Here is a 22,117-nt window from a genome sequence, read left to right on the forward strand (position 1 = left end):
CCGCAATCAGAGGTGTTCCATGTCCCTGGACAGCTACCAGTACGTTGCCGCGACACGCCCCAGGATCCGCCGGGACGTGCTCTTCACCGAAACGCCCGACGGCGTGCTGTTCCACAACTCCGACGGGGGGTTCCGCCTCACCGCCCGCACCGCGTACCGGTTCGCGACGCTGATCGTCCCGCACCTGACCGGCGAGCACACCGTCGAAGAGCTCTGCCGGGGGCTGGGCGACGCCCAGCGCGCGATGGTCGGCGAGCTCGTCAAGACGCTGTACGAACGGGACTTCGCCCGTTCCGTCGCCGAGCCCGCGCAGCCGGATCCGGCCGCCGCGCCGTCGGCGGACGTGGCCCGCAGGTTCGCGCCGCAGATCGCCTACGCCGACCACTACGCCGATGACGCCGAAGCCCGCTTCCTGCGCTTCCGCAGAACCCGGGTCGCCGTCCTGGGCGAGGACGCCGCGGCCCGCTGGTGCGCGCTGAGCCTGGTGCGCAACGGCTGCGCCACCGTCGGCCTGCCGCCGGGGGCGGACGCGGACGAGGTACGGGCCGAGGCGGCCGAGGCCGTCGCCGACGGCTGCCCCGTGGAGGTCCGCACGCTGCCGGAACAGTCCCTCGGCTGGGACGCGCTGGCCGGGTACGACTTCGTGGTGGTGACCGGCGGGACGGCGGCTCCGGCCCGGCTGCTGCCGCTGCTGCGCGCCGGGATACCCGAGGGACGCGCCCTGCTGCCCGCCTGGTCGTACGGGAACGACGCCGTCGTCGGCCCGCTCATGGCCCACGGCACCGCCGGCTGCTGGTCCTGCGCGGCCCTGCGGCTGGGCGCGGCCCGCGGCGGCGCCCCGGCGGCCGCGCTGTGGAGCGCGCTGGCACTGCCGGAGGCCCCGCTCGCGCGGGGTCCGGTGCCGGGGCGGCCGCTGGCCGCGATGATCGGCAACCTGCTCGGGTACGAGGTGTTCCGCGCGACCTCCGGTTCGCTGCCGGCCGAGACCGCCGGGCGGCTCCTCGTCCAGGACATGGCCTCGCTGGACGTCACCGCCGAGCCGCTCTTCCCGCACCCCCGCTGCCCGTTCTGCGCGCCCGGGGAGCCGGAGGCGGCCCCCCTGGACCTCGCCGCCGCCGGTGCCCCGGGCATGCCCGCGCTGCCGACGCTGGAGACCGCCCGGGACGCGGACGAGCTTGTCGAGGAGCTGAACCGGCGTTCCGCCGTCGTCCGTCCGTACGCGGGGGTGTTCACCCGGTACGCGGACGAGGAGCTGACGCAGATCCCGCTCAAGGCCGGGGTGGTCGAGCTGGGCCTCGGGCACGGCGAGGCACGCACCGTGGCCGCGTTCGACGTGCACCACGTCGCGGGGGCGCGGATGCGCGCCCTGGACGCGGCGGCGCTGGTGTACGCGGAGCACGTGGTGCCGGCCCGGGACGTGGTCGGCGGCGGGGAGCCGGGCGCGGTGGCCGCGGCGGGGCTGGCGACGGCCTCCGGGATACCGGGCGAGCCGTCCGCGTACCAGCGTGCGGTGTCCCTGCTGACGAAGGAGCCCGTGCTGGTCCCGGCGGGCGCGGTACGGCCGTTCGGCCCGCACAACGCCGAGCGGCTCTTCGAGCGCACCCGCGCCGGTGCCGGGGCCGGCCCCTCCCCCGCCGACGCCGCCGCGGCCGGGCTGCTGTCGGCGCTCGGGCACGCCGCGCTGCTGCGCGCGGTGCGCGGGGCGGCGGCGGCCCCGGTGCCCCTGCCGGACCGTGACGGCGAGGACGCCGAACTGGCCTTCCTGCTGCGGTCGGCGGACCGGCTGGAGCTGGAACCGGAGCTGCTGGACCTCGGGGAGGGCCGGCGGTCCGGGGTGGAGGTGCTGCTGGCGCGCGCCGGGGAGCGCTGGGCGCTGGGCGAGGGCCTGGACCGGCGTACGGCTGCGGTCGCGGCGCTGCGCGAGCTGCTCGGCGCGGCGCAGTACGGGGCGGACGGCGCCGACGCGGGCCGTGATCCCCTGCTGCGCGATCTGGACCCGCGCGCTCTGGCGGTGTCCGGTGAGGCGGCCGCGCCCGTGGCGGCGGGGCCCGGGGCGTCCTGGGAGCAGGTGCTCGAACGCCTCGCCGGGGCCGGGCTCGACGCGTACGCGGTGCCGACCGGGTCGGCGGAGCTGGCCGGGGTGGGCATCCACACCGTGCGGGTGCTGCTCGCCTCGGCGGCGGTCCGGGAGTCCGGCGATGACGCGTAGCGGCACCGCCGCGGTGGCGGACGGGCTCGGGGCGGAGGCCGCCGGGCGGTTCACGGCGCTGCTGGAGCGCGCGGTGGCCGCGCTGGGCGGGCCGCCGCCGGCCGTGACGGCGCTGGGGCTGCGGGACGCGTTCGCCGCCCCCGACCGGGAGGTTCCGGCGGGCTCGGTCCCGGTGGCGCTCTACGGCCACCAGGCGGTGGTCGGCCCCCTCCCGGCGGACGGGCCGGGGTGCGCGCGGTGCCTGGAGCGGCGCTGGCAGGCCGTGCGGTCGGTCGCGCTGCGGGACGCCCTGGAGCTGGGCGGCGAGACCCGGGCGGCGGGCGGCTGGCCGTACGCCCACCCCTTCGCGGCGGACGCGCTGGCCGCGCTGGTGGTCTCGGCGGGCTCCGGCACCGCCGGTCCGGCGCGGGGGGTGTTCCCCGGGGTGTGGGTACTGGACCTGCGGAGCGGGGCCGTGCGGGGCTACCCGCTGGTGCCCGATCCCGAGTGCCCGGTGTGCGGGACGCCCGAGGCGGACACGGCCCGGGCGCTGGATCCGGAGCCGGCGCCCAAGTACCGGCCGGGGGCGTTCCGTACGCGGCCCGTGGAGGCGTACGCCATCGACGTGGCGGCGTTCGCGAACCCGCTGTGCGGGGCGCTGGGGCCCTCGCTGGTCCAGGACATCTCCTCGACCTCCACCTCCGCGACCATCGGCTGCTTCTCGATGCGCTCCGGCGAGTACCTGCGCGAGACGTTCTGGGGCGGCCACACCGACTCCTTCGACCGCAGCGCGCGCGTCGGGGTGCTGGAGGGGCTGGAGCGGTACGCGGGCATGCGCTCGCGCTCCCGTACGACCAGCGTCACCGGCTCGCTGAACGGGTTCGGGGCCGAGGCCGTCGATCCGCGCCGGGTCGGGCTGTACAGCGAGGCGTTCTACCGGGACAACCCCCGGGTACGGCCCTTCGATCCGGACCGGAAGATCCCCTGGGTGTGGGGGTGGTCGCTGCGCGACCGGCAGCCGAGGCTGGTGCCGGAGGTGCTGACGTACTACCACGCGCCGGGTCTGGAGAACCGGTTCGTGCAGGAGAGCTCCAACGGCTGCGCCTCGGGCGGCAGTCTGGCCGAGGCCGCCTACTTCGGGCTGATGGAGGTGGTCGAGCGGGACGCCTTCCTGCTCACCTGGTACGGGCGGCAGCCGCTGCCGGAGATCGATCCGGCGACCAGCGCGCGTGCCTCGACGCGGGCGATGGTCGACCGGCTCGCCCTGTACGGGTACCGGGCGCGGTTCTTCGACACGCGGATCAGCTTCCCGATCCCGGTGGTGACGGCGGTCGCCGAGCGGTTCGACGGCGGCCTCGGGCGGATGTGCTTCGGGGCGGGGGCCGGGCTGGACCCGGAGTCGGCGCTGGACTCGGCGCTGTGCGAGATCGCGACGGACGCGGTGAACCTGCCCGGGCGCACCGAGCGGGACGAGGAGCGGCTGCGCGCGATGGCGGCCGACTTCGGCCTGGTGACCGCGCTGCACGACCACCCGCTGGTGTACGGGGTGCCGGAGATGGGCCGCCACGCCGACTTCCTGCTGCGCGGGCCTTCGCGGGGGCCGCTGCGGCCGGTGTCCTCGCTGCTCGGGCCCGAGGGGGTGTCGGACGACGTGTCCGAGGACCTGGCGCGGTGCGTGGAGGCCGTCGCCGCCCGGGGGTTCGACGTGGTGGTGGTCGACCAGACCCTGCCGGAGCAGCGGGCTCTGGGGCTGCACACCGTGAGCGTGCTGGTGCCGGGGCTGCTACCGATCGACTTCGGCTGGTCGCGGCAGCGGGCGCTGGGCATGCCGCGCATGCGCACGGCCCTGCGCGAGGCGGGGCTGCGCGAGCGCGACCTGGAGCCGGCCGACCTCAACCCGGCCCCGCACCCCTTCCCCTGACCCGGCCGCCGGCTCGCCCGGCACGGCCGCACGAACCGAGGAGGACCCGTGGGCTACGCCCATGACTACGCCAGCGCCATCATGTACCGGGGCCGGGTGCCCATGGAGCCCGTGGACTTCGTGCCCGACTGGGCCGACCGTCCCCGCAAGGCGAAGTACTACCCGGACGCGGAGACCCTGCCGCTGCCGGATCCGGCGGACGGGCCGCGTCCCGCACCGGGGTTCACGCTGCCCCTGCTGTCCGGGATGCTCCAGGAGTCGTACGGGCTGACCGGCCGGCGCCTGGGCGTGCAGGCCAACACCGACCTGGCCGCGCTCCCCCATTACACGCAGGCCAACTGGTCGCGCGGCACCGCCTCGGGCGGCGGACTGTATCCGGTCGGTGTGTACTGGGCGGCCGGTGCGGGCGGGCCCCTGACCCCGGGCCTGTACCACTACGCCCCGCACCAGCACGGGCTGCGCCGGCTGCTGACCGGCGACGTCACCGGTGACGTGCGGGAGGCTCTGGGCCACGGGCCGGGCGAGGGCTGCTCCCAGTACCTGGTGCTGAGCGTCAAGTACTGGCAGAACTCCTTCAAGTACAACAGCTTCTCCTTCCACGCGGTCAGCATGGACGTGGGCGCCCTGGTGCAGACCTGGCGGCTGTGGGCGAGGGCGTACGGACTGCGGATCGCGCCCGCGCTCTGGTTCGACGAGGAGCGGCTCGCCCGGCTGCTGGGCACCGAGCCCGGGGAGGAGGGCGTCTTCGCGGTGCTCCCCCTGGAGTGGGAGGGCGGCGCGGAGCGGCACGGCGGGGCGGCTCCGTCGGCCGGCGCGGAGGTCCGGCACCGGGACGCGGAGCGCTCCCGGACCGTGCTGGCCTTCGAGACGCTGGAGCGGATCCACGGGGCCACCCTCGGCCGGGCCGGGGACCGTCCGGCGCCCGGCGTGCTGGACGCGGCCGCCGCGTACCCGCCGCGGGGCGGACGGCCCGTCCCCCTGCCGGCCCCGGCGGCGCCGGCGGTGGAGGAGGCCGCCGCGCTGCGGGCCCGGCGCAGCAGCTTCGGCCGGTTCGACGCCACCCGGGCGGTGACGGCGGAGCAGCTGGCGGCGGCGCTGGCCGACTGCGCGGCGACCCGGCCCGGCAGCGAGGCGGAGCGGCCCGGCGGGCCTTCGCTGGCCTCCTTGTACGTCTTCGTCAACCACGTGGAGGGGATCGAGCCGGGCAGCTACGCCTATGACGCCGGGGCCCACGCGCTGCGGCTGGTGGTGCCGGGGCCGCCCGGGCCCTTCCTCCAGGCCAACTACTTCCTGTCCAACTACAACCTGGAGCAGGCGGGCGCCGTGCTGGTGCCGACCGTACGGACCACGGCGGTCCTCGACGCGGTGGGCGACCGGGGCTACCGCCTCGTGGGGGCGGCCGTCGGCGCGATCGCGCAGACCTTCTACACGACGGCCGCCGCCCACGGGCTCGGCGCGGGCGTGGCGCTGGGCTTCGACAACGTCTCCTACGCCGAGCGGCTGGGGCTGGCCGGCACCGACGAGGCACCGCTGCTGATCATGCTGCTCGGCCACGAGCGGCCGCGGCCCGCCGACTTCCGCCACGAGATCGCCTGACCGGGCGACGAGAGAAGCAGGAAGACCAGGATGAACACCACCACCGAATGGCACACCGGCGAGCGCTTCATGCTGCGCGTCGCCGGGCTGCCCCTGGCCGCCGCCGACGCGCTGCGCTGCGGGGACACCGGGCGCTGGGCGGCCGACGTGCTCGCGGCCGAGGACGCGCTGCGGGCGGACGCGCAGTGGCTGAGCGAGGTCCTGCACCGGGCGGTCGGCGCGACCGATCCGGAGCCGGGCGGGCCGGGCGCCGCGCACCGGCGGGAACTGCTGCGGCTGCGCCGCCAGATCCACAACGGGCGCCTGCCCGCCGATCCCGAGGCCGCCCTTCGGGCGGTGGCGGGTCTGGAGGAGGAGGCCGGCGACCGGCTCGCGCTCTGGCTGCGGCGGACCCGTGAGCTGGAGAAGCTGCTGGCCGAGGGAGAGCCGCTGCTCGCCGGCGACCTCGTCCGTGGCCGGGCCGCGCTGCGCGGGCTGCTGGACGACGACCGGCTGCGGCACGGCCTGCTGCTGGCCTCGCCCGTGCTGGAGGGACAGCTCGACGCGTACACGGCGGCCACCGCCGGGGGCGCGGAGCCGGCGGGCCGGGCGCGCAAGGCCGAGCGCTCGGTGCTCTCGTACCTCTACCGCACCGCCTGCAAGACCAGTCCCTTCAGCACCTTCACCGGGGTGGCGACCGGCCGGTTCACCCCGGAGGCGGGGGCGGACGGGATCCGGGTGGAGGACACCTGGAGCAGTCATGTCCGGCTGAACGTGGTGGTGCTGGCGCGGCTCGCCGAGCTGATCGTCGCCGACCCGGTGCGCCGCCGGGACCTGCCGCTGCGCCCGGCGCCGGGCTGGGGCCGGGAGGACGACCGGATCCGGTACGTGCGCCGCTCGGTCACGGCCGGCGACGACACGGCCGCCGTGACCTTCGACGCGGTCAAGGACCGGCTGTTCTTCCTGCGCCGCAGCGGCACCCTGGACCGGCTGCTGGCCCTGTTCGCCGAGCGGGCGCGGCAGGCGGAGGACCGGCCGGGCGGGGGCGGGCCGGAGCTGCGCCACCACGAGCTGGCCGACTGGCTGGCGGCGGAGCACGGGGCCTCCCCCGAGGAGTGCGAGGCGTACATCGGGGCCCTGCTCCAGCTCGGCATGGTGCGGGTGCCGTGCCTGGACACCGAGGTGCACGGCGGTGATCCGGTACGCGCCTTCCAGCGGGCCCTGTCCGGCCTGGAGCGGCCCTGGGCCGATGAGCTGGCGGCGCTGCTGGAGGAGCCGGCCCGGCTGCTGGAACGCTATCCGCTCGCCGGGCGCGCCGAGCGCCGCGAGCTCCTGCACGGTCTGCGCGCGGCGCTGCGCCGGGCGCAGGAGGAGCTGGGCGCGCCGCCGGACGCGCCGCTGCCGCAGACGCTGGTCTACGAGGACACGAGCGCGGGCCGTGATCTGGCGGCGGCTCCCCCGGCCTGGGCGGAGCCGGGTGCGGGCGGCGGCTCGCTGCGTTCGGTCGAGCGGATCCTGCCGGCCTTCGACCTCACGGTGGCGCAGCGGATCACCTTCGAGGGGTTCTTCACGGCCCGCTACGGCCGGGGCGGCCGCTGCGAAGACCTGCTGGGCCTGGTCCACGACTTCCACGAGGACTTCTTCGACCAGTACCTGTCGTTCACGGCGCGGCGTACGCCCTTCGACGCGCGCGGCGAGTACGTGCCGGAGGAGAACTGGCTGGGCCTTCCCGGGATCCGGGCCCTGGACGCGGCGCGGCGGGCCTTCACGGGCCGGATGCGGGCGCACTGGGCGGCGTACCTGGAGCACGGCGGGGACGGCGAGCTGCGGCTCTCCGAGGAGGACGTCGAGGCCGTCGCCGGTGAACTGGAGCCGGTGGTGCCCGGGTTCGCACCGCGCTGCCACCACGTCCAGTTGGCGCGGGACCCGCGGACGGGGGCGGAGCTGACGGTCCTCAACCGCTCGTACGGCGGGCTCTCCTTCCCCTTCAGCCGGTTCACGCACCTGTACCCGGAACCCGACGGGCTGGACGGGCAGCTGCGCGCGACGGCCGCCGAGGTCACGCCGCCCGGCGCGGTGTTCGCGGAGGTCACCGGCGGCGCGGTCACCACCAACCTGAACCTGCACGGCCGGCTCACCGAGTACGAGATCGTCTGCCCGGGCGAGAGCGGAACCCTGCCCGAGGACCGGCTGCTACGCCTGGACGACCTGTACGCCGAGCACGTGCCCGACACCGGGCGGGTGGTGCTGCGTTCCCGGCGCCTGGGCCTGGAGGTGATCCCGGTCTACCTGGGGTACCTGGTGCCGCTCGCGCTGCCCGCGGTACCGCGCACCCTGCTGCTGCTCTCGCCGTCCTCGATGTCCCCGCTGGACGTCTGGGCGGGGGTGCCGGAGGGCGTCCCGCAGGGCGGTGTGACCACCCGGCCGCGGGTGGTGCACGGGGACCTGGTGCTGAGCCGGCGCAGCTGGAGCACCACGGCGGGCGAACTGCCGGCGCGCGGCGCGCGGGAGGCCGGACACTTCCTGGACTGGCAGCGGTGGCGCCGGGCGCACGGGCTGCCGGAGCGGGTGTTCGCGACCGTGTCGGCGGGTCCTTCCGCGCTCGGGGCCAAACCGCAGTACGTGGACTTCTCCAGCCTGCTGTCGCTGGCGGCGTTCGAGCCGCTGCTGCGGGAGGGCGGCCACCGGGTCGTCTTCCGGGAGATGCTCCCGGACCCCGGCGGGCTGCACACCCGGTCGGCACGCGGCGAGCACGTCGCCGAGCTCGCCGTCGAGACCTTCACCACGACCACCAGGACCCCGGAGGGAGCACCCCGATGCCAGAGCTGACCCCGACGCGCGGCGCGTGGCAGGCCGTGCACGTCTTCTACGCCGCCAACCCGCAGCCGCTGCTGGTGCAGTGCGTGCGGCCGCTGATCGCCTCCCTCACGGCGGACGGGCTGCTGGCGGGGCACTTCTTCATCAACTACTGGCTGGAGGGTCCGCACGTACGGCTGCGGCTGCGGCCGGTGAGCCCGGAGGCGGAGCCGGAGGTGCGCCGCCGTGCCGAGGAGGCCGTGTCGGCGTTCCTGAAGGCCCGGCCCGCGCTGTACGAGGTGGACTCCGGTTTCCTCAACGAGTTCTACAACACCCTGTTCGACATCGAGTTCCCCGAGGGGGACCGGGCCGCCTTCATGGGCGAGGACGGCCGGATGAACCTGCGGCCCAACAACTCCTTCTCCTACGAACCGTACGAACCCGAGTACGGGAAGTACGGCGGCCCGGCCGGGGTGGAGCTCGCGGAGTGGCACTTCGCGCACTCCAGCGATCTCGTCATGGACGCCCTGGGCTCCATGAACCTGCACCTGCGGACGGTGCTGCTGGGCACCTCCGCGCAGCTGATGATGGTGATGGCGGCGGTGTTCCTGCCCGACCGGGAGGAGCTCGGCGACTACCTGGACAGCTACTACCAGTTCTGGCACCGCGCGTTCCCCGGCACCGGGTTCATCGGCTCCGTCGAGTACGACCGGACGTACGAGCAGACCGGCCCCGCCCTGGGACGGCGGTTCGGTGCGGTGCTGGAGGCGCTCGGCTCCGGGGAGACCGGCCGGCTGCCGGGCTTCCTCGCCGGCTGGGCGGAGCACTGCCGGGAGCTGCGGCGGCGCGCGGAGGCCCTGGCCGTGGGCGGGGAGCTGGTGTTCCGGTCCTGGGACGGGAGCCGTGACGAGCGGGTGACGGATCCGGCGGTGGCGCTGCCCCTGCTGCTGTCCCCGTACATGCACATGACCAACAACCGGCTGCACGTGACCATCCGGGACGAGGCCTATCTGGCGCACCTGCTGGGCCGGGTGCTGCGGGAGGGGGCCGCCGAGGGCGCGGAGGCGGCCGGGACGGTCGTGCCGTGACCGCCCCCTCGGGACTGCTGGAGCACCGGCCCGCGCTGCGGCCCGGGGTCCTGCTGTCACCGCCGCTGCTGAACGGCCCCGCCGTGGTCCACCTGGTCAAGGACCCGGTGTCGGGGGCCGCGTTCGAGATCGGGCCGAAGGAGTACTTCCTCGTATCGCGCCTCGACGGCTCGCGGAGCCTCGCGGAGATCGGTGAGGCGTACGGGCACGCCTTCGGGCGCCGCCTGGGCGAGCGGAACTGGCAGCAGCTGCTGGGGCTGCTCGGGACCCGCCGGCTGCTGGCGGGCGGACCGGTCCCGGAGGCGGAGGCCGGTCCCGGGCCGCAGCGGACCGGGACCCTGCTGCGCGGGACCCTGCGCCTGGTCGCGGACGCCGATGCCACCACGGCGCGGCTGCACCGCTTCCTGCGGCCGGCCCTGCGGCCGGCGGTACTGGGGGCGCTGCTGGTGGTGTTCCTCGCGATGGAGGGCTGGCTGGCCGCTTCGGCGGGGGGGCTCCTGGCCGACCTGGGGTGGCTGCTGTCGCGTCCGGTGCCGCTGCTGGCCGTGGCGACGCTGCTGTGGCTCAGTACGGCCTTGCACGAGTTCGCCCACGGGATCGCCGCCCGGCACGTGGGCGGCACCGTCGGGGAGATCGGGCTGCGCTGGCGGCTGCCCATGGTGATCATGTACTGCCGGGTCGACAACTACCGCTACCTGCCGCGCCGCCGCGACCAGCTGGCCGTCGCCGGCGCGGGCGCCTTCGCCAACCTCCTGTTCCTGCTGCCCTTCTGCGCCTGGTGGGCGGCCCTGCCCGCGGGCGATCCCACCCGCCGGGTGCTGGGCGCGCTGCTGCTGCTCGGCAGCGCCCAGGCCCTGGTCAACCTCGTCCCGCTGCCGCCGCTCGACGGCTACACGCTGCTCGGGCACGCGCTGCGCGTGACCCGGCTGGCGCCCGCGAGCTCGGCGTACCTGCGGCTGCGGCTGCGGGACCGCGGCGCGGCGGCCGCCTACCCGGTACGGGCCCGGCGGCTCTACCTCGGCTACGGGATCGGCTCGGCCGTGCTGGTCCTGCTCCTGGCCGGGCTCCTCGCGGCCGCCGCCGTCTTCGTCATCAGATCCTGAGCCCCCGTCCGCCGGGGGCGGCCGCGCTCTCCCGAGCACCGCCGGCCCCGGCAGGGCCCTTCGTCCCCCCCACCCGATTCCGACACCGAGGGAACCGCACGCCCATGACAACTGACCGCACCTCACCGCCCGACGCGCCCGTGGCCGTCTCCGTCCGGGAGGTCCGCAAGCGCTACGGCGACCGGCAGGCCGTGGACGGCCTCTCCCTCGACGTGCGCCGCGGCGAGTTCTTCGGCCTGCTCGGCCCCAACGGCGCGGGGAAGACCACCTTCATCGAGATCCTCGAGGGCCTGCGCCGGCCGGACTCCGGCACGGTCGAGGTCCTCGGCCAGAGCTGCTGGCCGCGCAACACGGCCCTGCTGCCCAGGATCGGCGTCCAGACGCAGGCCTCGGCGTTCTTCGTCCGGCAGACGGCGCGCGAGCACCTCGCCACCGTGGCCGGGCTGTACCGCAGGGACGCGGCCGCCGCCGACCGCACGCTGGAGGTGGTCGGGCTGACCGAGCAGCGCGACGTCCTGGTGGAGAACCTCTCGGGCGGCCAGCGCCAGCGGCTCGCCATCGCCTCCGCCCTGGTCCACGACCCCGAGCTGATCTTCCTCGACGAGCCGACCGCCGCGCTGGACCCGCAGGCCCGCCGCGACCTGTGGCAGGTGCTGCGCGCCCTCAAGGGCGAGGGCCGCACCATCGTCTACACCACCCACCACCTCGACGAGGCCGAGGCCTTGTGCGACCGGGTGGCCATCCTCGTCGGCGGCCGCATCGCGGCGCTGGACTCCCCGCACCGGCTGATCACCGCCGCCGGGGCCCGGGCCCGGCTGCTGGTGCCCGAAGGGCGGATCGGCCGGGCCGAGGCCGCCGCGCTGGAAGGGGTGGAGCGGGTCAGCGAACAGGGCGGCTCGCTGGTGCTGGAGACCTCGGTCCCCGGCAAGGTGCTCCAGGCCGTCGACGCGCTCACCGGGCTCGACGGCGTGATGACCCGTACGGCCACCCTGGAGGACGTCTACCTGGAGCTGACCGGCCGCACCGAGGCCGGAGCCCACGCCCCCGCTCACACCCTGGAGTCCCGCGCATGAGCGCCTACACGGCACTGACCGCCGCCGGCTACCGGGCCCAGGTCCGGGACAAGGCCACCCTCTTCTTCACCTTCGCCTTCCCGCTGCTCTTCCTCGTGGTCTTCGGCCTGATCTTCAGCGGCCAGGACGTGGAGCAGAGCGGCCGCCCGTACATCTCGTACATCGCGCCCGGCGTGATGTCGTGGGGCGTGGCCAACGCCGCCGTCTTCGGGATCGCCTTCACCCTGATGCAGTGGCGCCGGGACGACCTGCTCCGGCTGATCCGGCTCAGTCCGACACCGCTGACCACGGTGCTGGCCTCGCGCTACGTACTGGCCCTCGTGGTCGGCGTGGTGCAGGCCGCGGTGTTCATCGCCGTCGCGATGCTGCCCGGGTTCGGGCTCGAACTGGACGGGCGCTGGCCGCTGGTGCTGCCCGCGCTGGTGCTCGGCATCACCGCCTTCATGGCGATCGGGGTGATCGTCGGCAACTACGCCAGGACGCCCGAGGCCGTCGCCGCGATCGCCAACTGCATGATGGTGCCGATGGCCTTCCTGTCGGGCTCCTTCCTGCCGCTCGACATGATGCCGTCCTGGCTGCGGTCGGTCTCCCGGGTGCTGCCGCTGCGCTACCTCAACGACGCCGCCTCCGGGGCCCTCACCGGCTCCGGTTCCCTCGCCGCCATCGGGACGGGCTGCGCGGCGCTGGCCGGCTTCGCCCTCCTGTTCGGCGGGATCGGGCTGAAGACCTTCCGCTGGAGTGACCAGTCATGACCGCTACCGCGACGGAGGCCGTATCGGCGGCCGCGGCCCCCGACGGCACCGCACTGGAGACGGCCCGACGCCGGCTGGAGCGGGCGCTGGCCGCCGCCCCGGGCGCGGCGGCGCCGTACGTGGTCACGCTCGGGGTGCACGACGCCCTCGGGCCGCGTACCGCCGACCCCTTCGCCGGGGTCCGCCCGGCCGCCACCGTCCACCTCGGAGCCCAGGCCGTGCTCCTGGGGCCCTGGGGCGGCGACGGCACCGCCCCCGCCTGCGGGCAGTGCCTCGCGATGCGCTGGCAGCGGCTGCGCAGCAAGAGCGAGCGGGACGCGCTGGAGACGGGGAGCGGTCCGCGCACCCCCGTCTCGGCGCAGTGGCCCCTGCTGTCGCCTTACGTGCTGGACGCGGTGGTGGCCCTGCACGCGGCGGTGGCCGGCGGTGAGGCACGGGCCCCGGGCGCGGTGGCCGCCGACCGGGCCCTGCCGCAGGTGTCCCGGCTGGACCTGGAGACCCTCCAGGTGCGCACGTACCCGCTGGCCGCCGACCCGCTCTGCCCCGACTGCGGGCCGCGGGCCGCGGCCGCGCCGCTGCCCTTCACCCCCGCCTCCCGGCCCAAGCCGGCCCCGGACGCGCAGCGGCTGCGCAAGGCGTCCTCGTACCCCGTGCCGCGGGAGGCGCTGGCCAATCCGGTGACCGGGGTGCTCGGCGGGGGCACCTGGATCAACGTGACCTCGCCGACCACGGCCCCGGTCGCGGGCAGCGTGTTCATGCGCGGCTACGCGGGGCTGACGGACGTCACCTGGAGCGGGCAGGCCAACAGCTTCTCCGCCAGCCGGGACCTCGCCTTCCTGGAAGGGCTGGAGCGGTACGCGGGCACGCACCGCCGCACCGGCGCCGAGGCCCTCACCGCCTCCTACGCGGAGCTGGGCGAACGGGCCCTGAACCCGGCGGAGTGCGGCTTCTACCCGCCCGAGACCTACCGGGACGACCCGATGGTGTCGCCCTTCGACCCGGAGCGGCCCATCCCCTGGGTGTACGGGCATTCGCTGCGCGACGACCGGCCGGTGCTGGTTCCGGCGCGTCTGGCCTACTACAGCGCGGGCCTGGCCGCCGACAACTTCGTCTTCGAGTGCTCCAACGGCTGTGCGATCGGCGGCTGCCCGGAGGAAGCGCTGCTGGGCGCCCTGCTGGAGCTGATCGAGCGGGACGCCTTCCTGCTCGCCTGGTACGGCGGCCAGCGGCTGACGGAGATCGACCTGGACACCGTGCCCGGGCCGGCGGTGCGGATGATGGTGGACCGGGCGGCCCTCCAGGGGTACGACGTACACGCCTTCGACAACCGGATCGACCTCGCGGTGCCCGTGGTGACGGGGCTGGCCGTACGGCGCGACGGCGGGCCGGGGCTGTACTCCTTCGGCGCCGGCGCGGCGCTCGATCCGGCGTCGGCGGTGGAGGCCGCGCTGTCGGAGGTCCTCACCTACATCCCGCACCTGCCCCGGCAGGTGGCCGAGCGGCAGGACGAACTGGAGGAGATGACCCGGGACTTCGGGCGGGTCAGGCACCTCAAGGACCATGCCCAGCTGTACGGGCTGCCGGCGATGGCCCCGCACGCGCGGACCTACCGCGAGCCGCTCGCCGTGCGGTCCATGGCGGAGCTGTACGCGGACTGGGAGGCGGGAGGGCGTCCGAGGACGGGCGACCTGCGGGACGACCTGCTGCTGTGCGTGCGGGAGCTGACGGGCGCCGGACACGATGTGATCGTCGTCGACCAGACCACGCCGGAGCAGCGGCGGATGGGGTTGAGCACGGTGTGCGCCATCGTGCCGGGTCTGCTGCCGATCGACTTCGGCTGGTCGCGCCAGCGGGCCCCGTACATGCCCCGGCTGCGGACGGCGGCCGTGCGGGCGGGGCTGCGCGGGAGCCCGCTGACGGACGCGGAGATCCGGATGGTGCCGCACCCGTTCCCCTGACCCCCCGGCCCCCCGGCCCCGGGCTCCGCCCGGGGCCCCTTCCGGGCCACGACGCGTGCCGGATGCCCCGGACCCCTTCCTGCGGGGTCCGGGGCATCCGGTGTGTGCGGTGCCGCGCCGGGAGTGTCAGGCGCTGCAGGAGGTGGTGCTGGTGGTGGAGGAACAGGTCGAGGTGGAGCTGCAGCTCGTGGAACCGGCGAGCACGACCTCGCTGGCGTCCGAGTAGTCCGAGATCTCGAAGGTCTCCGACTCCAGCTCCAGGATCTCGTCGGCGAGCGAGGCGAGCGGCGACTTCTCCATGGGACTCTCCTTCATGGTTCGGGCGGTTCAGCCGGCGTGGTCGGCGCAGCTGGTTCTGGTGCTTCTGGTGCTACCGGCGGTCTGCCGTCCGTGTGTTCCGGCCGGTTTCCTGTGGTGCCCTTCCAGGAAAACCGGTCGCGCCTTCACTTCACCCGTCCATCTCCTGACACTCCCCTGACAGAAAGTGTCAGCGTTCTGACAGTCCGGCCACCGGGCCGGTGGCCGAGCATGGCGTCATGACCGTCTCCGCCGCCGGGCTCCCCGGACTCCCGCCGCTCCTGCGGCCGTTGACGACCCTGTACCTGGACCTCCACCGCCACCCCGAGCTGTCGGGCGAGGAGGAGCGTACGGCCGCCCGGTTCGCCGACTGGCTGGAGTCCGCCGGGTACGAGACCACGCGCGGGATCGGCGGCCACGGCGTGGCCGGGGTGCTGCGCCGCGGGACGGGGCCGACGGTCGTGCTGCGCGCCGAGCTGGACGCGCTGCCGGTCCGGGAGAGCACGGGGCTGCCGTACGCGAGCGAGGGCCCCGCGGCGCACGCCTGCGGGCACGACCTCCACCTGGCCGCGGCCGCCGGGGCCGCCTCGCTGCTGGCGGGAGCCGGTTCCGGGGCCTGGCAGGGCACGCTGGTGGTGGTGGGACAGCCCGCGGAGGAAACCCTGGAGGGGGCGCGGGCGATGCTGGCCGACGGGCTGTACGAGCGCGTCGGGCACCCGGACGCCGTCCTCGCGCAGCACGCCGCGCCGCTGCCCGCCGGGATGGTCGCGCACGGGTACGGGCCGATGACCGCCGGGAGCGTCACCTTCCGCGTGGTCGTGCACGGGCGCGGCGGACACGCGGGCGCCCCGCACCTGACCGTGGACCCGGTGGTGACGGCGGCCCACGTCGTGACCCGGCTCCAGACCGTGGTGGCCCGGGAGGCGGCTCCCTCGGAGCAGGTGGCCGTCACCGTGGGCTCGCTGCGGGCCGGCGAGCGGGCCAACGTCGTTCCCGACCGGGCCGAGCTGGGGATCACCGTACGGGCGGCCGGCGAGGCCGCGCTCGCCCGGGCCGCGGAGGCGGTCGAACGGATCGTGCGCGCCGAGTGCGCCGCCTCGGGCTGCCCCCGGGAGCCGGAGATCGTCCGCACGGGCGCCTCCCCCGTCACCCACCCCGACCCGGCCACGACGGCCGCCGTGCGCGCGGCGCACACGGCGCGGCTGGGGGCGGAGCGGGTGGCGATGTGGCCGCCGTCCCTCGCCACGGAGGACTTCGGGCTGTTCGGCGACGCGGGGCGGCACGTGCACGGCGCGCGGGGGGTACGGCTCGCCTACTGGATGCTCGGGGTGATCGGGCCGGCCGCCTGGGCCGCGGCGCCCGGTGAGGGGGCGGCCGGGAAGCTGGCGGCCCTCCCCGCCAACCACGCCCCGGACTTCGCCCCGGACGTGCGCACGGCCCTCCCCGCCGGGGTGGACGCGCTGACGGCGGCGGCCCTGGCCTGCCTGGCGCCCGGCGCGGAGGGCGCGGAAGGGACCCGGCGGGCGGGGACGGACGGGGCTCGGAGTCCCGCTACTTGATGTCGTAGCGGCACATGCCGGTCTTGCCGCCACCGTTGTCGGCGACCTTCTTGCCGTCGACGGTGATCACGCACTCCGCGGCGTGGAGCAGGCCGTCGGCACCGGTCACCGAACCGGGGACGACGGAGACCGTGGTGCCGGCGCGCTTCTCGGCGGCGGTGGTGAGGGTGACCGTGCCGGTCTTCTTCCAGGGCAGGGTGACCTGTTCCATCTTGTTGGTGTCGAGGTTGTAGTACACCTGCGTGGTGCCGGTGCCGAGGACCTCCAGGGTGACCTCGTGCTTGACGGCCGTTTCCTCGGCGGACGGCTTCGGCTTGCCGGCGGACGGCGCCGCGGCGGACGCGCCGGCTGGCTTCCCCTCGGCCCCCTTGTCCCCCGCCGCGCCGCCGCAGCCGGTGAGCAGAAGGGCCGTCATGGCCGTCAGGACGGAACCGGTGATGAGCTTGCGCATGTTTCTCCCTCGCGAATGAGTAAGCGATCTTAGTGCGCACGTCCGGCGGCCCTCCACGGGTCATGAGGGTGAGCGCGTTGGCTTGACCTGGCGTCATAGTGGGCCAGCGCCCTAAAGCATGACTCCCATCGATGCCACCTATAGTGGGCGTCATGGCCCTCGAACTGCGTCACCTGCGCTACCTGCTCGCGGTCGCCGAGCACCACAGCTTCACGCGCGCGGCGGAGGACTTGCACATCTCCCAGCCCACCCTGTCGCAGCAGATCAAGCAGCTGGAGCGGACGGTGGGCGTGCGGCTGCTGGACCGCGGTGGCCGAACGGTGCGGCTGACCGACGCCGGCGAGGCGTACGCCCACCACGCGCGCCGCGCGCTGCGGGACCTCGCGGCCGCGGAGCGGGCCGTCCACGACGTCGCCGACCTCTCGCGCGGCCACCTCCGCCTGGCCCTCGCCCCCGTCTTCACCGCGTACCTCCTCGGCCCGCTGCTGGGCGCCCTCCACACGGCACATCCCGGCATCACCGTGGAGGTGCGGGAGATGGCCCAGGACCGCATCGAGTCGGCCCTGCTCGCGGACGGGGCCGACCTCGGGATCGCGTTCGCCGGGCCCCACCTGCCGGGGATCGCGGCCACCACGCTCTTCACCGAGACCCTCGCCCTGGTCGTCTCCGCCACCCCGGCGGCGCCGGCGGCCGCGGCGGCGCTGCCGGTGGCCGCCCTGGCGGACCGTCCGCTGGCGCTGCTGAACGGGGACTTCGCGACCCGGCGGCACGTGGACGCCTACTGCGCGGCGCACGGGGTGCGCCCCCGCGTCGCGGTCGAGGCCGACTCCGTCCAGGCGGTGACCGAGCTCGTACGGCGCACCGGGCTGGCCACCGTCCTGCCCGGCGCCGTGGTCCTCGAACAGCCCGGCCTGACCCGGATCCGCCTGGACCCGGCCCCGCCCGCGCGCACGGTCACCCTGCTCCGGCGGGACACCCCTTACCAGAGTGCCGCCGCCCGCGCGTTCGCCGCTCTGGCCCGGGGCTACGCCCCGGCGGGGCAGGGGGAGTAGCCCCCCGCGGGCTGGCGCCGCGGAAGGGGCCCGGCGCACAATGCAAAGTAAAGGCAAAGTCAAAAGGCGGGGCGGGCGCGCTCGGCCCACGATGGAGTCATGAGCGTCCGACGGTACGAGCTGACGTTTCCCGGCAGCGACGGGACGGGCGGGGACACCGTGGTCCTGGAGCGCACCGACTCCGCGGGACCGGGCGGCCACCCGGTCTACGCCGACGCCACGGGCATCGTCCGCGCCGAGATCAGCGACCGCGACGAGGTCCGCATGCTCCCCTCGGGCGGCCACCAGGCCCTCGCGCACCCCACCTCGACCCGCCGGCTGCCCGACGCCGAGGGCTGACTGACCGGTCCCCGCGCCGGCCCCGGCGTCGCGGTACGCGCGAGCCCCCTGCCGGGCCGCGTCACCGCGGCGGCAGGGGGCTCGGGGGTATCCGGCGGGTCAGGCCGCCGCGGGCTCCGCTGGCGTGCTCGGCACCGGACGCTGACGCGGAGCCGGGTACACCGCCTCCTCCGGCAGCCTCGGCTCCAGCCGCAGGACGCCCAGGGCGGACACCGTCGCGCCCGCCGCGAGGACCAGCCACATCGCCGTCGGCGACAGCGTGAGCAGGGCCGTCAGGACGGCCGGGGCCAGGGCACTGGGCACCGCCCAGGAGAGCTGGTAGACGGCCAGGTGCCGGCCCCGCGTCTCCTCGGGCGCGGCCTGCGCGCACAGGGCCGACGCCGTGGCGCCGTGCATCAGCTCCCCCGCCGTGAACAGGGCCGTCGCGGCGAAGATGCCGATCAGGATGACGGTCTTGTCCCCCACCGCGGCGAGTACGGCGAACACCACGAACGACGCCGCGAACACCGCCGCGCCCAGGGACACCGCACGGGAGCGGCGGTAGGCGACGAGCGCCCGGGTGACCGGGATCTGGAGCAGCGCGATCCCGACCGTGTTGACCGCGTACAGGACGCCCACCAGCGAGGTGGACGCGCCCAGGTCCTGCGTGACGTACGCCGGGATGCCGATCGCGAGCACCGTATAGCCGAACGCCGTCGGCACGTTGAGCAGGGTCAGCGCCAGGAACGGCCGGTTCCGCGCGACCAGCCGGTAGCCGCCCTTGCGGGACGTCCTGACCAGCGGGGCGGCCGCCTTCGCGATCGGGATCGAGCCGAAGCAGGCGGCGGCCAGCAGGTACCCGGCGGCGGTACCGAACACGATCACGTAGTAGAAGGCGTCGCTGCCGAGGGCCAGGACCCCGCCCGCGACCAGACCGCCCACGCCCAGACCGGCGTTGCGCAGGCTGCGCTGCGCGGCGAGCAGCTTGTCCCGTTCGGTGCCCTGCACGAACTCGGCGATGAACGACTGGATCGCCGGCGGGTACGAGGTGTCGCCGAGCGCGACCAGCAGGATCACGGCGAACATCGTGTAGCCGTTGTCCACCAGCGGGTACGTGCAGAAGCCCGCGGCCCGCAGCAGGTACCCGCCGGTGACGACGGCCTTGGCCCCGAAGCGGTCGATGAGGACGCCCGCCGCCGGGTTGCTGATCAGGCCGATCACGGCGGCGGCCGTCATCAGGGTGCCCACCTGGGTGAGCGGCAGCCCCGTCACGTGGTGGAAGTAGAGCAGGGACAGGGGCAGGTACATGCCGGCGCCGGTGGCGTCGACGACCATGCCCAGCATGTACCGCGTCTTCGCCGACAGGCGGGCCCCCGTCATGACTCGTCGCCGATCACGCTGTGTTCGCGGACCCACTCGCCCAGCTCGCGCAGCCGGCGCTCGACCTCGGCGCGGGTCGGCGCGGTGCCCACGGCCGCGGCGAGGAAGTCGGAGGAACCCGAGGCGGGCGCGATGACCTGGCCCTCCTCCGCGTAGAGCCAGAACCCGGCCAGCCAGTCGTGCTCGGGCACCGCGGGCAGCTCGCGCACCAGGCCGGGCCGCTTCATCATGAGGAGCTGCCCCGCCATGTGCCGCGGCTTCGGCAGCCCGGCCGAGTCACCGCCGCGCCGTACCTCGGGGTGCAGTTCGTGGCCGGCGTCGGCGCGGACGGCGTACCCGCCGAGGTGCACGCCGAACAGGCTGTGGAAGACCTCGCGGATCTTGGCGCCGCCGGGCCGGCAGGCGATCTCGCACATGACGAGGCGGTCGTCCGGGGTGTGGAAGACCTCCATGTGGAAGGCGTGGTCGCGCAGCCGGGAGCCGGCGGGGGCCAGCGAGGCGAGGACCCGCTCGGCGAGGTCGAGCAGCCGCGGGGTGATCGGGTCGTCCTCGTCGAGGGTGAGGTCGATGCGCGGGCCCGGGTCGGAGGCGAAGGAGGAGAGGTCGTACTGGTACTGCGAGGGCCAGGCCATGGCCACCCGGCCGTCGCGCACCACGCCGTCGACGTGGCACATGCGGCCCGGGACGAAGTCCTCCAGCAGGACGTCGTCCCGCTCTCCGGCCGCGTACACCTCCGTCAGGCACTCCTCGAAGGAGGCCTCGTCCTGGAGGATGCGCAGGCCGACCGCGTTGAAGCCGCTGCGCTCCTTGAACACCACCGGGAAGCCCTCGGCGGCGGCGAACTCGCGGGCCTCGTCGGCGGTGCGGGCCTGGACCCAGGCCGCCACGTCGATGCCGGAGGCCTGTGCGCGGGTCTTCATCAGCGCCTTGTCGCGGAACGGCATCACGTCGTCGTGCCAGGCGCCGCGCAGCCCGAACCGCTCGCGCAGCCGCGCCGCCCGCAGCATGTCCGCCTCGTGCAGCGCGGTCACGCCGGTGATGTTGTGCTCGGCGATGAGTTCGAGGGCGCGGGCGTCGACCTCTTCCGCGTCGAAGTCGTCGAAGATCTCCAGGCGGGTGTAGCCGAGGGTGCCGTCCGGCACCTTCTCACCGGCCAGTTCGATCTTGTCACGGGCGGCGAGGACGACGATGTCGCCCGTGTGGTCCGGCAGCCAGGAGCGGTACGGGAACGGCTCCAGCGGGTTGCGGTGCAGGATCAGCAGGTTCTCGCGCGGGGCGATCTCGGACGGCTGCGCGAGCACGGTCTCCCCGTCGGTGCGGGCCAGGGTGATCCGGATGTCGTCGCGGATCACCTCGGCCCCGCGGCGGATCGCCGCGGTGGTGTCCTCGGCGGCGACCGCGATCAGGCCGAGCCGGTCCCAGTTGTCCTGGAGCACCCGGACGTCGTCGCCGGGCTTGGCGCTGATGGTGACGGAGATGACGCCCTCGGCGGCCCGGGCCTCCTCGATCCCGGCGATGGACTCCACCCGGCTGCCCGGCGTCCCAATCAGGGCGCGCACGCTGGCACCGCCGTGCGCCTGCGGCCGGTCGGGGAGCTCCTCGAGCAGGCCGAAGGGGTGGGCCACCGCGAGCGTGACCAGGTCGACGCCGAAGGCGCTGCGCACCAGCTCGGGGATGGAGTCCCCGCCGATCCGGTTGTGGCCCTCGATCACGCGCGGGCCCTTGGCGGTGAGGCGGACCTCGGTGTGGCAGACGCCGTCGCGCAGGCCCATCACGTCGAGGAAGCCGCGTATGCCGTCGCGTATCGCTTCCTCGTCGGCGTCGGACAGCCGGGCCGGGACCGCGTGGCCGAGCTCCGCGAAGTGGCCGTCGGCGGTGAACTTCTCGGTGACCGTGACGATCACGTGGCGGCCGCCGAAGCTGAAGGACTCGACGCTGTACTCGGGTCCGTCCAGGAACTCCTCCATCAGGAAGTCCTTCAGGACGAACAGCGAGGAGACCCGGTCGGTGCGGGTGCCGGACAGCCGGGTGACCTCGGCCCACACCCGGTCGGCGTCGTGCGGGCCCTCCACCCGCATGACCCCGATGCTCGCGGTGGCGTCGACGGGCTTGACGATGAACGGGAAGCCGTAGGCGGCCCCGAAGGCGTCCAGGTCCTCACGGGTCTTCAGGGACTGCGCCCCGACGGCGTGCTCCGGGTCGTGCTCGGCGACGTACCGCCGCATGGCGGCCTTGTCCCGGATGCGGGCGGTGACCTCGTAGCCGGTCCCGCCCAGTCCGTACAGGTCGTTGATCCGGCCCGCGTTCTCGAGCCCCGGCTCGGTCAGGGAGACGCACGCGGCGAAGCCGGGGCTCTCGTGCCAGGCGCGTACCAGGGGCTCGATCAGCTCCCACTGGGTGAAGTCCACGACCTCGACGGCCGCGGCGAGCCGGTTCTGCTCCTCGCTGACCTTGGTCGGGTGCTGGAGCAGCAGCACGCTCAGTCCCAGGTCGTGGGCCTTCCGCACGGTCTCGTCGGTCGCACCGACGAGCAGCAGGGTGCGCTCGGGGTTCATTCGCTCTCATCTCCCCCTGCGGCGGCAGGGATATCTTTCCGGGCTCGTACT

Annotated in this window: 16 protein-coding genes; 12 read left to right on the top strand and 4 right to left on the bottom strand. The window is 75.0% G+C overall.

Annotated features, from left to right (window positions below):
• The first annotated feature begins 19 nt into the window (after positions 1-19).
• The 9 genes from ACZ4WZ_RS16535 to ACZ4WZ_RS16575 all read left to right on the top strand — a co-directional run bounded on the left by ACZ4WZ_RS16535 (position 20) and on the right by ACZ4WZ_RS16575 (position 14,454).
• On the top strand, positions 20-2,209 hold the full coding sequence (locus tag ACZ4WZ_RS16535; protein WP_467890647.1) for a TOMM precursor leader peptide-binding protein: 2,190 nt from the start codon (positions 20-22) through the stop codon (positions 2,207-2,209).
• Complete coding sequence (locus ACZ4WZ_RS16540) at positions 2,199-4,109, top strand: TOMM precursor leader peptide-binding protein (protein WP_467890650.1); 1,911 nt, start codon at positions 2,199-2,201, stop codon at positions 4,107-4,109. Before ACZ4WZ_RS16535 ends, ACZ4WZ_RS16540 begins: the two co-directional genes overlap by 11 nt.
• Before the next feature lie 48 nt (positions 4,110-4,157).
• Positions 4,158-5,705: a SagB family peptide dehydrogenase gene (locus tag ACZ4WZ_RS16545; protein WP_467890652.1), complete on the top strand. Its 1,548-nt coding sequence runs from the start codon at positions 4,158-4,160 to the stop codon at positions 5,703-5,705.
• Positions 5,706-5,735: 30 nt separating this feature from the next.
• Positions 5,736-8,513, top strand: coding sequence for a lantibiotic dehydratase (locus ACZ4WZ_RS16550; protein ID WP_467890654.1), 2,778 nt, complete (start codon positions 5,736-5,738; stop codon positions 8,511-8,513).
• Positions 8,501-9,568 (top strand): lantibiotic dehydratase C-terminal domain-containing protein, encoded by a 1,068-nt coding sequence (locus tag ACZ4WZ_RS16555; RefSeq protein ID WP_467890657.1) that lies wholly within the window; start codon positions 8,501-8,503, stop codon positions 9,566-9,568. Before ACZ4WZ_RS16550 ends, ACZ4WZ_RS16555 begins: the two co-directional genes overlap by 13 nt.
• The gene (locus ACZ4WZ_RS16560; protein WP_467890660.1) at positions 9,565-10,671 is read left to right on the top strand and encodes a peptidase M50; all 1,107 of its coding nucleotides are present in this window, start codon (positions 9,565-9,567) and stop codon (positions 10,669-10,671) included. Before ACZ4WZ_RS16555 ends, ACZ4WZ_RS16560 begins: the two co-directional genes overlap by 4 nt.
• Before the next feature lie 104 nt (positions 10,672-10,775).
• Positions 10,776-11,744 carry an ABC transporter ATP-binding protein gene (locus ACZ4WZ_RS16565; protein ID WP_467890662.1) on the top strand — a complete coding sequence of 323 codons (969 nt, stop codon included), beginning with the start codon at positions 10,776-10,778 and terminating at the stop codon, positions 11,742-11,744.
• On the top strand, positions 11,741-12,496 hold the full coding sequence (locus ACZ4WZ_RS16570) for an ABC transporter permease (protein ID WP_467890665.1): 756 nt from the start codon (positions 11,741-11,743) through the stop codon (positions 12,494-12,496). Before ACZ4WZ_RS16565 ends, ACZ4WZ_RS16570 begins: the two co-directional genes overlap by 4 nt.
• Complete coding sequence (locus ACZ4WZ_RS16575) at positions 12,493-14,454, top strand: TOMM precursor leader peptide-binding protein (RefSeq protein WP_467890668.1); 1,962 nt, start codon at positions 12,493-12,495, stop codon at positions 14,452-14,454. The genes ACZ4WZ_RS16570 and ACZ4WZ_RS16575 overlap by 4 nt, the downstream gene beginning before the upstream one ends.
• Before the next feature lie 126 nt (positions 14,455-14,580).
• On the opposite strand, the gene ACZ4WZ_RS16580 is transcribed toward ACZ4WZ_RS16575, so the two are convergent.
• Positions 14,581-14,754, bottom strand: coding sequence for a thiazolylpeptide-type bacteriocin (locus ACZ4WZ_RS16580; protein WP_007268044.1), 174 nt, complete (start codon positions 14,752-14,754; stop codon positions 14,581-14,583).
• A 236-nt stretch (positions 14,755-14,990) separates the two neighbouring features.
• On the opposite strand from ACZ4WZ_RS16580, the gene ACZ4WZ_RS16585 reads away from it, so the two are divergent.
• A complete protein-coding gene (locus ACZ4WZ_RS16585) occupies positions 14,991-16,310 on the top strand; it encodes an amidohydrolase (RefSeq protein ID WP_467890672.1) in 1,320 nt (439 codons plus the stop codon).
• Here the strand turns inward: ACZ4WZ_RS16585 and ACZ4WZ_RS16590 are convergent.
• On the bottom strand, positions 16,303-16,761 hold the full coding sequence (locus ACZ4WZ_RS16590; RefSeq protein WP_467890674.1) for a hypothetical protein: 459 nt from the start codon (positions 16,759-16,761) through the stop codon (positions 16,303-16,305). The genes ACZ4WZ_RS16585 and ACZ4WZ_RS16590 overlap by 8 nt on opposite strands.
• A gap of 152 nt (positions 16,762-16,913) precedes the next feature.
• On the opposite strand from ACZ4WZ_RS16590, the gene cynR reads away from it, so the two are divergent.
• Together cynR and ACZ4WZ_RS16600 are read left to right on the top strand one after the other, a co-directional pair.
• Complete coding sequence (gene cynR, locus ACZ4WZ_RS16595; protein ID WP_467890676.1) at positions 16,914-17,813, top strand: transcriptional regulator CynR; 900 nt, start codon at positions 16,914-16,916, stop codon at positions 17,811-17,813.
• A gap of 99 nt (positions 17,814-17,912) precedes the next feature.
• Entirely contained in the window at positions 17,913-18,152 is a 240-nt protein-coding gene (locus ACZ4WZ_RS16600; protein WP_467890679.1) for a DUF6296 family protein, read from the top strand.
• Positions 18,153-18,251: 99 nt separating this feature from the next.
• Here ACZ4WZ_RS16600 and ACZ4WZ_RS16605 read toward each other — a convergent pair whose 3' ends face one another.
• Complete coding sequence (locus ACZ4WZ_RS16605) at positions 18,252-19,511, bottom strand: MFS transporter (protein ID WP_467890681.1); 1,260 nt, start codon at positions 19,509-19,511, stop codon at positions 18,252-18,254.
• Complete coding sequence (locus ACZ4WZ_RS16610) at positions 19,508-22,066, bottom strand: ATP-grasp domain-containing protein (protein ID WP_467890683.1); 2,559 nt, start codon at positions 22,064-22,066, stop codon at positions 19,508-19,510. The genes ACZ4WZ_RS16605 and ACZ4WZ_RS16610 overlap by 4 nt, the downstream gene beginning before the upstream one ends.
• Between the last annotated feature and the right edge of the window lie 51 nt (positions 22,067-22,117).

The organism is Streptomyces sp. NPDC029122, from assembly GCF_055569445.1.

Coding starts and splice junctions, on each gene's coding strand:
- ACZ4WZ_RS16585 (WP_467890672.1), top strand. CDS start 14,991: ATGACCGTCTCCGCCGCCGGGCTCCCCGGACTCCCGCCGCTCCTGCGG.
- ACZ4WZ_RS16605 (WP_467890681.1), bottom strand. CDS start 19,511: ATGACGGGGGCCCGCCTGTCGGCGAAGACGCGGTACATGCTGGGCATG.
- ACZ4WZ_RS16575 (WP_467890668.1), top strand. CDS start 12,493: ATGACCGCTACCGCGACGGAGGCCGTATCGGCGGCCGCGGCCCCCGAC.
- ACZ4WZ_RS16600 (WP_467890679.1), top strand. CDS start 17,913: ATGAGCGTCCGACGGTACGAGCTGACGTTTCCCGGCAGCGACGGGACG.
- ACZ4WZ_RS16535 (WP_467890647.1), top strand. CDS start 20: ATGTCCCTGGACAGCTACCAGTACGTTGCCGCGACACGCCCCAGGATC.
- ACZ4WZ_RS16555 (WP_467890657.1), top strand. CDS start 8,501: ATGCCAGAGCTGACCCCGACGCGCGGCGCGTGGCAGGCCGTGCACGTC.
- ACZ4WZ_RS16590 (WP_467890674.1), bottom strand. CDS start 16,761: ATGCGCAAGCTCATCACCGGTTCCGTCCTGACGGCCATGACGGCCCTT.
- ACZ4WZ_RS16570 (WP_467890665.1), top strand. CDS start 11,741: ATGAGCGCCTACACGGCACTGACCGCCGCCGGCTACCGGGCCCAGGTC.
- ACZ4WZ_RS16540 (WP_467890650.1), top strand. CDS start 2,199: ATGACGCGTAGCGGCACCGCCGCGGTGGCGGACGGGCTCGGGGCGGAG.
- ACZ4WZ_RS16610 (WP_467890683.1), bottom strand. CDS start 22,066: ATGAACCCCGAGCGCACCCTGCTGCTCGTCGGTGCGACCGACGAGACC.
- ACZ4WZ_RS16550 (WP_467890654.1), top strand. CDS start 5,736: ATGAACACCACCACCGAATGGCACACCGGCGAGCGCTTCATGCTGCGC.
- ACZ4WZ_RS16565 (WP_467890662.1), top strand. CDS start 10,776: ATGACAACTGACCGCACCTCACCGCCCGACGCGCCCGTGGCCGTCTCC.
- cynR (WP_467890676.1), top strand. CDS start 16,914: ATGGCCCTCGAACTGCGTCACCTGCGCTACCTGCTCGCGGTCGCCGAG.
- ACZ4WZ_RS16580 (WP_007268044.1), bottom strand. CDS start 14,754: ATGGAGAAGTCGCCGCTCGCCTCGCTCGCCGACGAGATCCTGGAGCTG.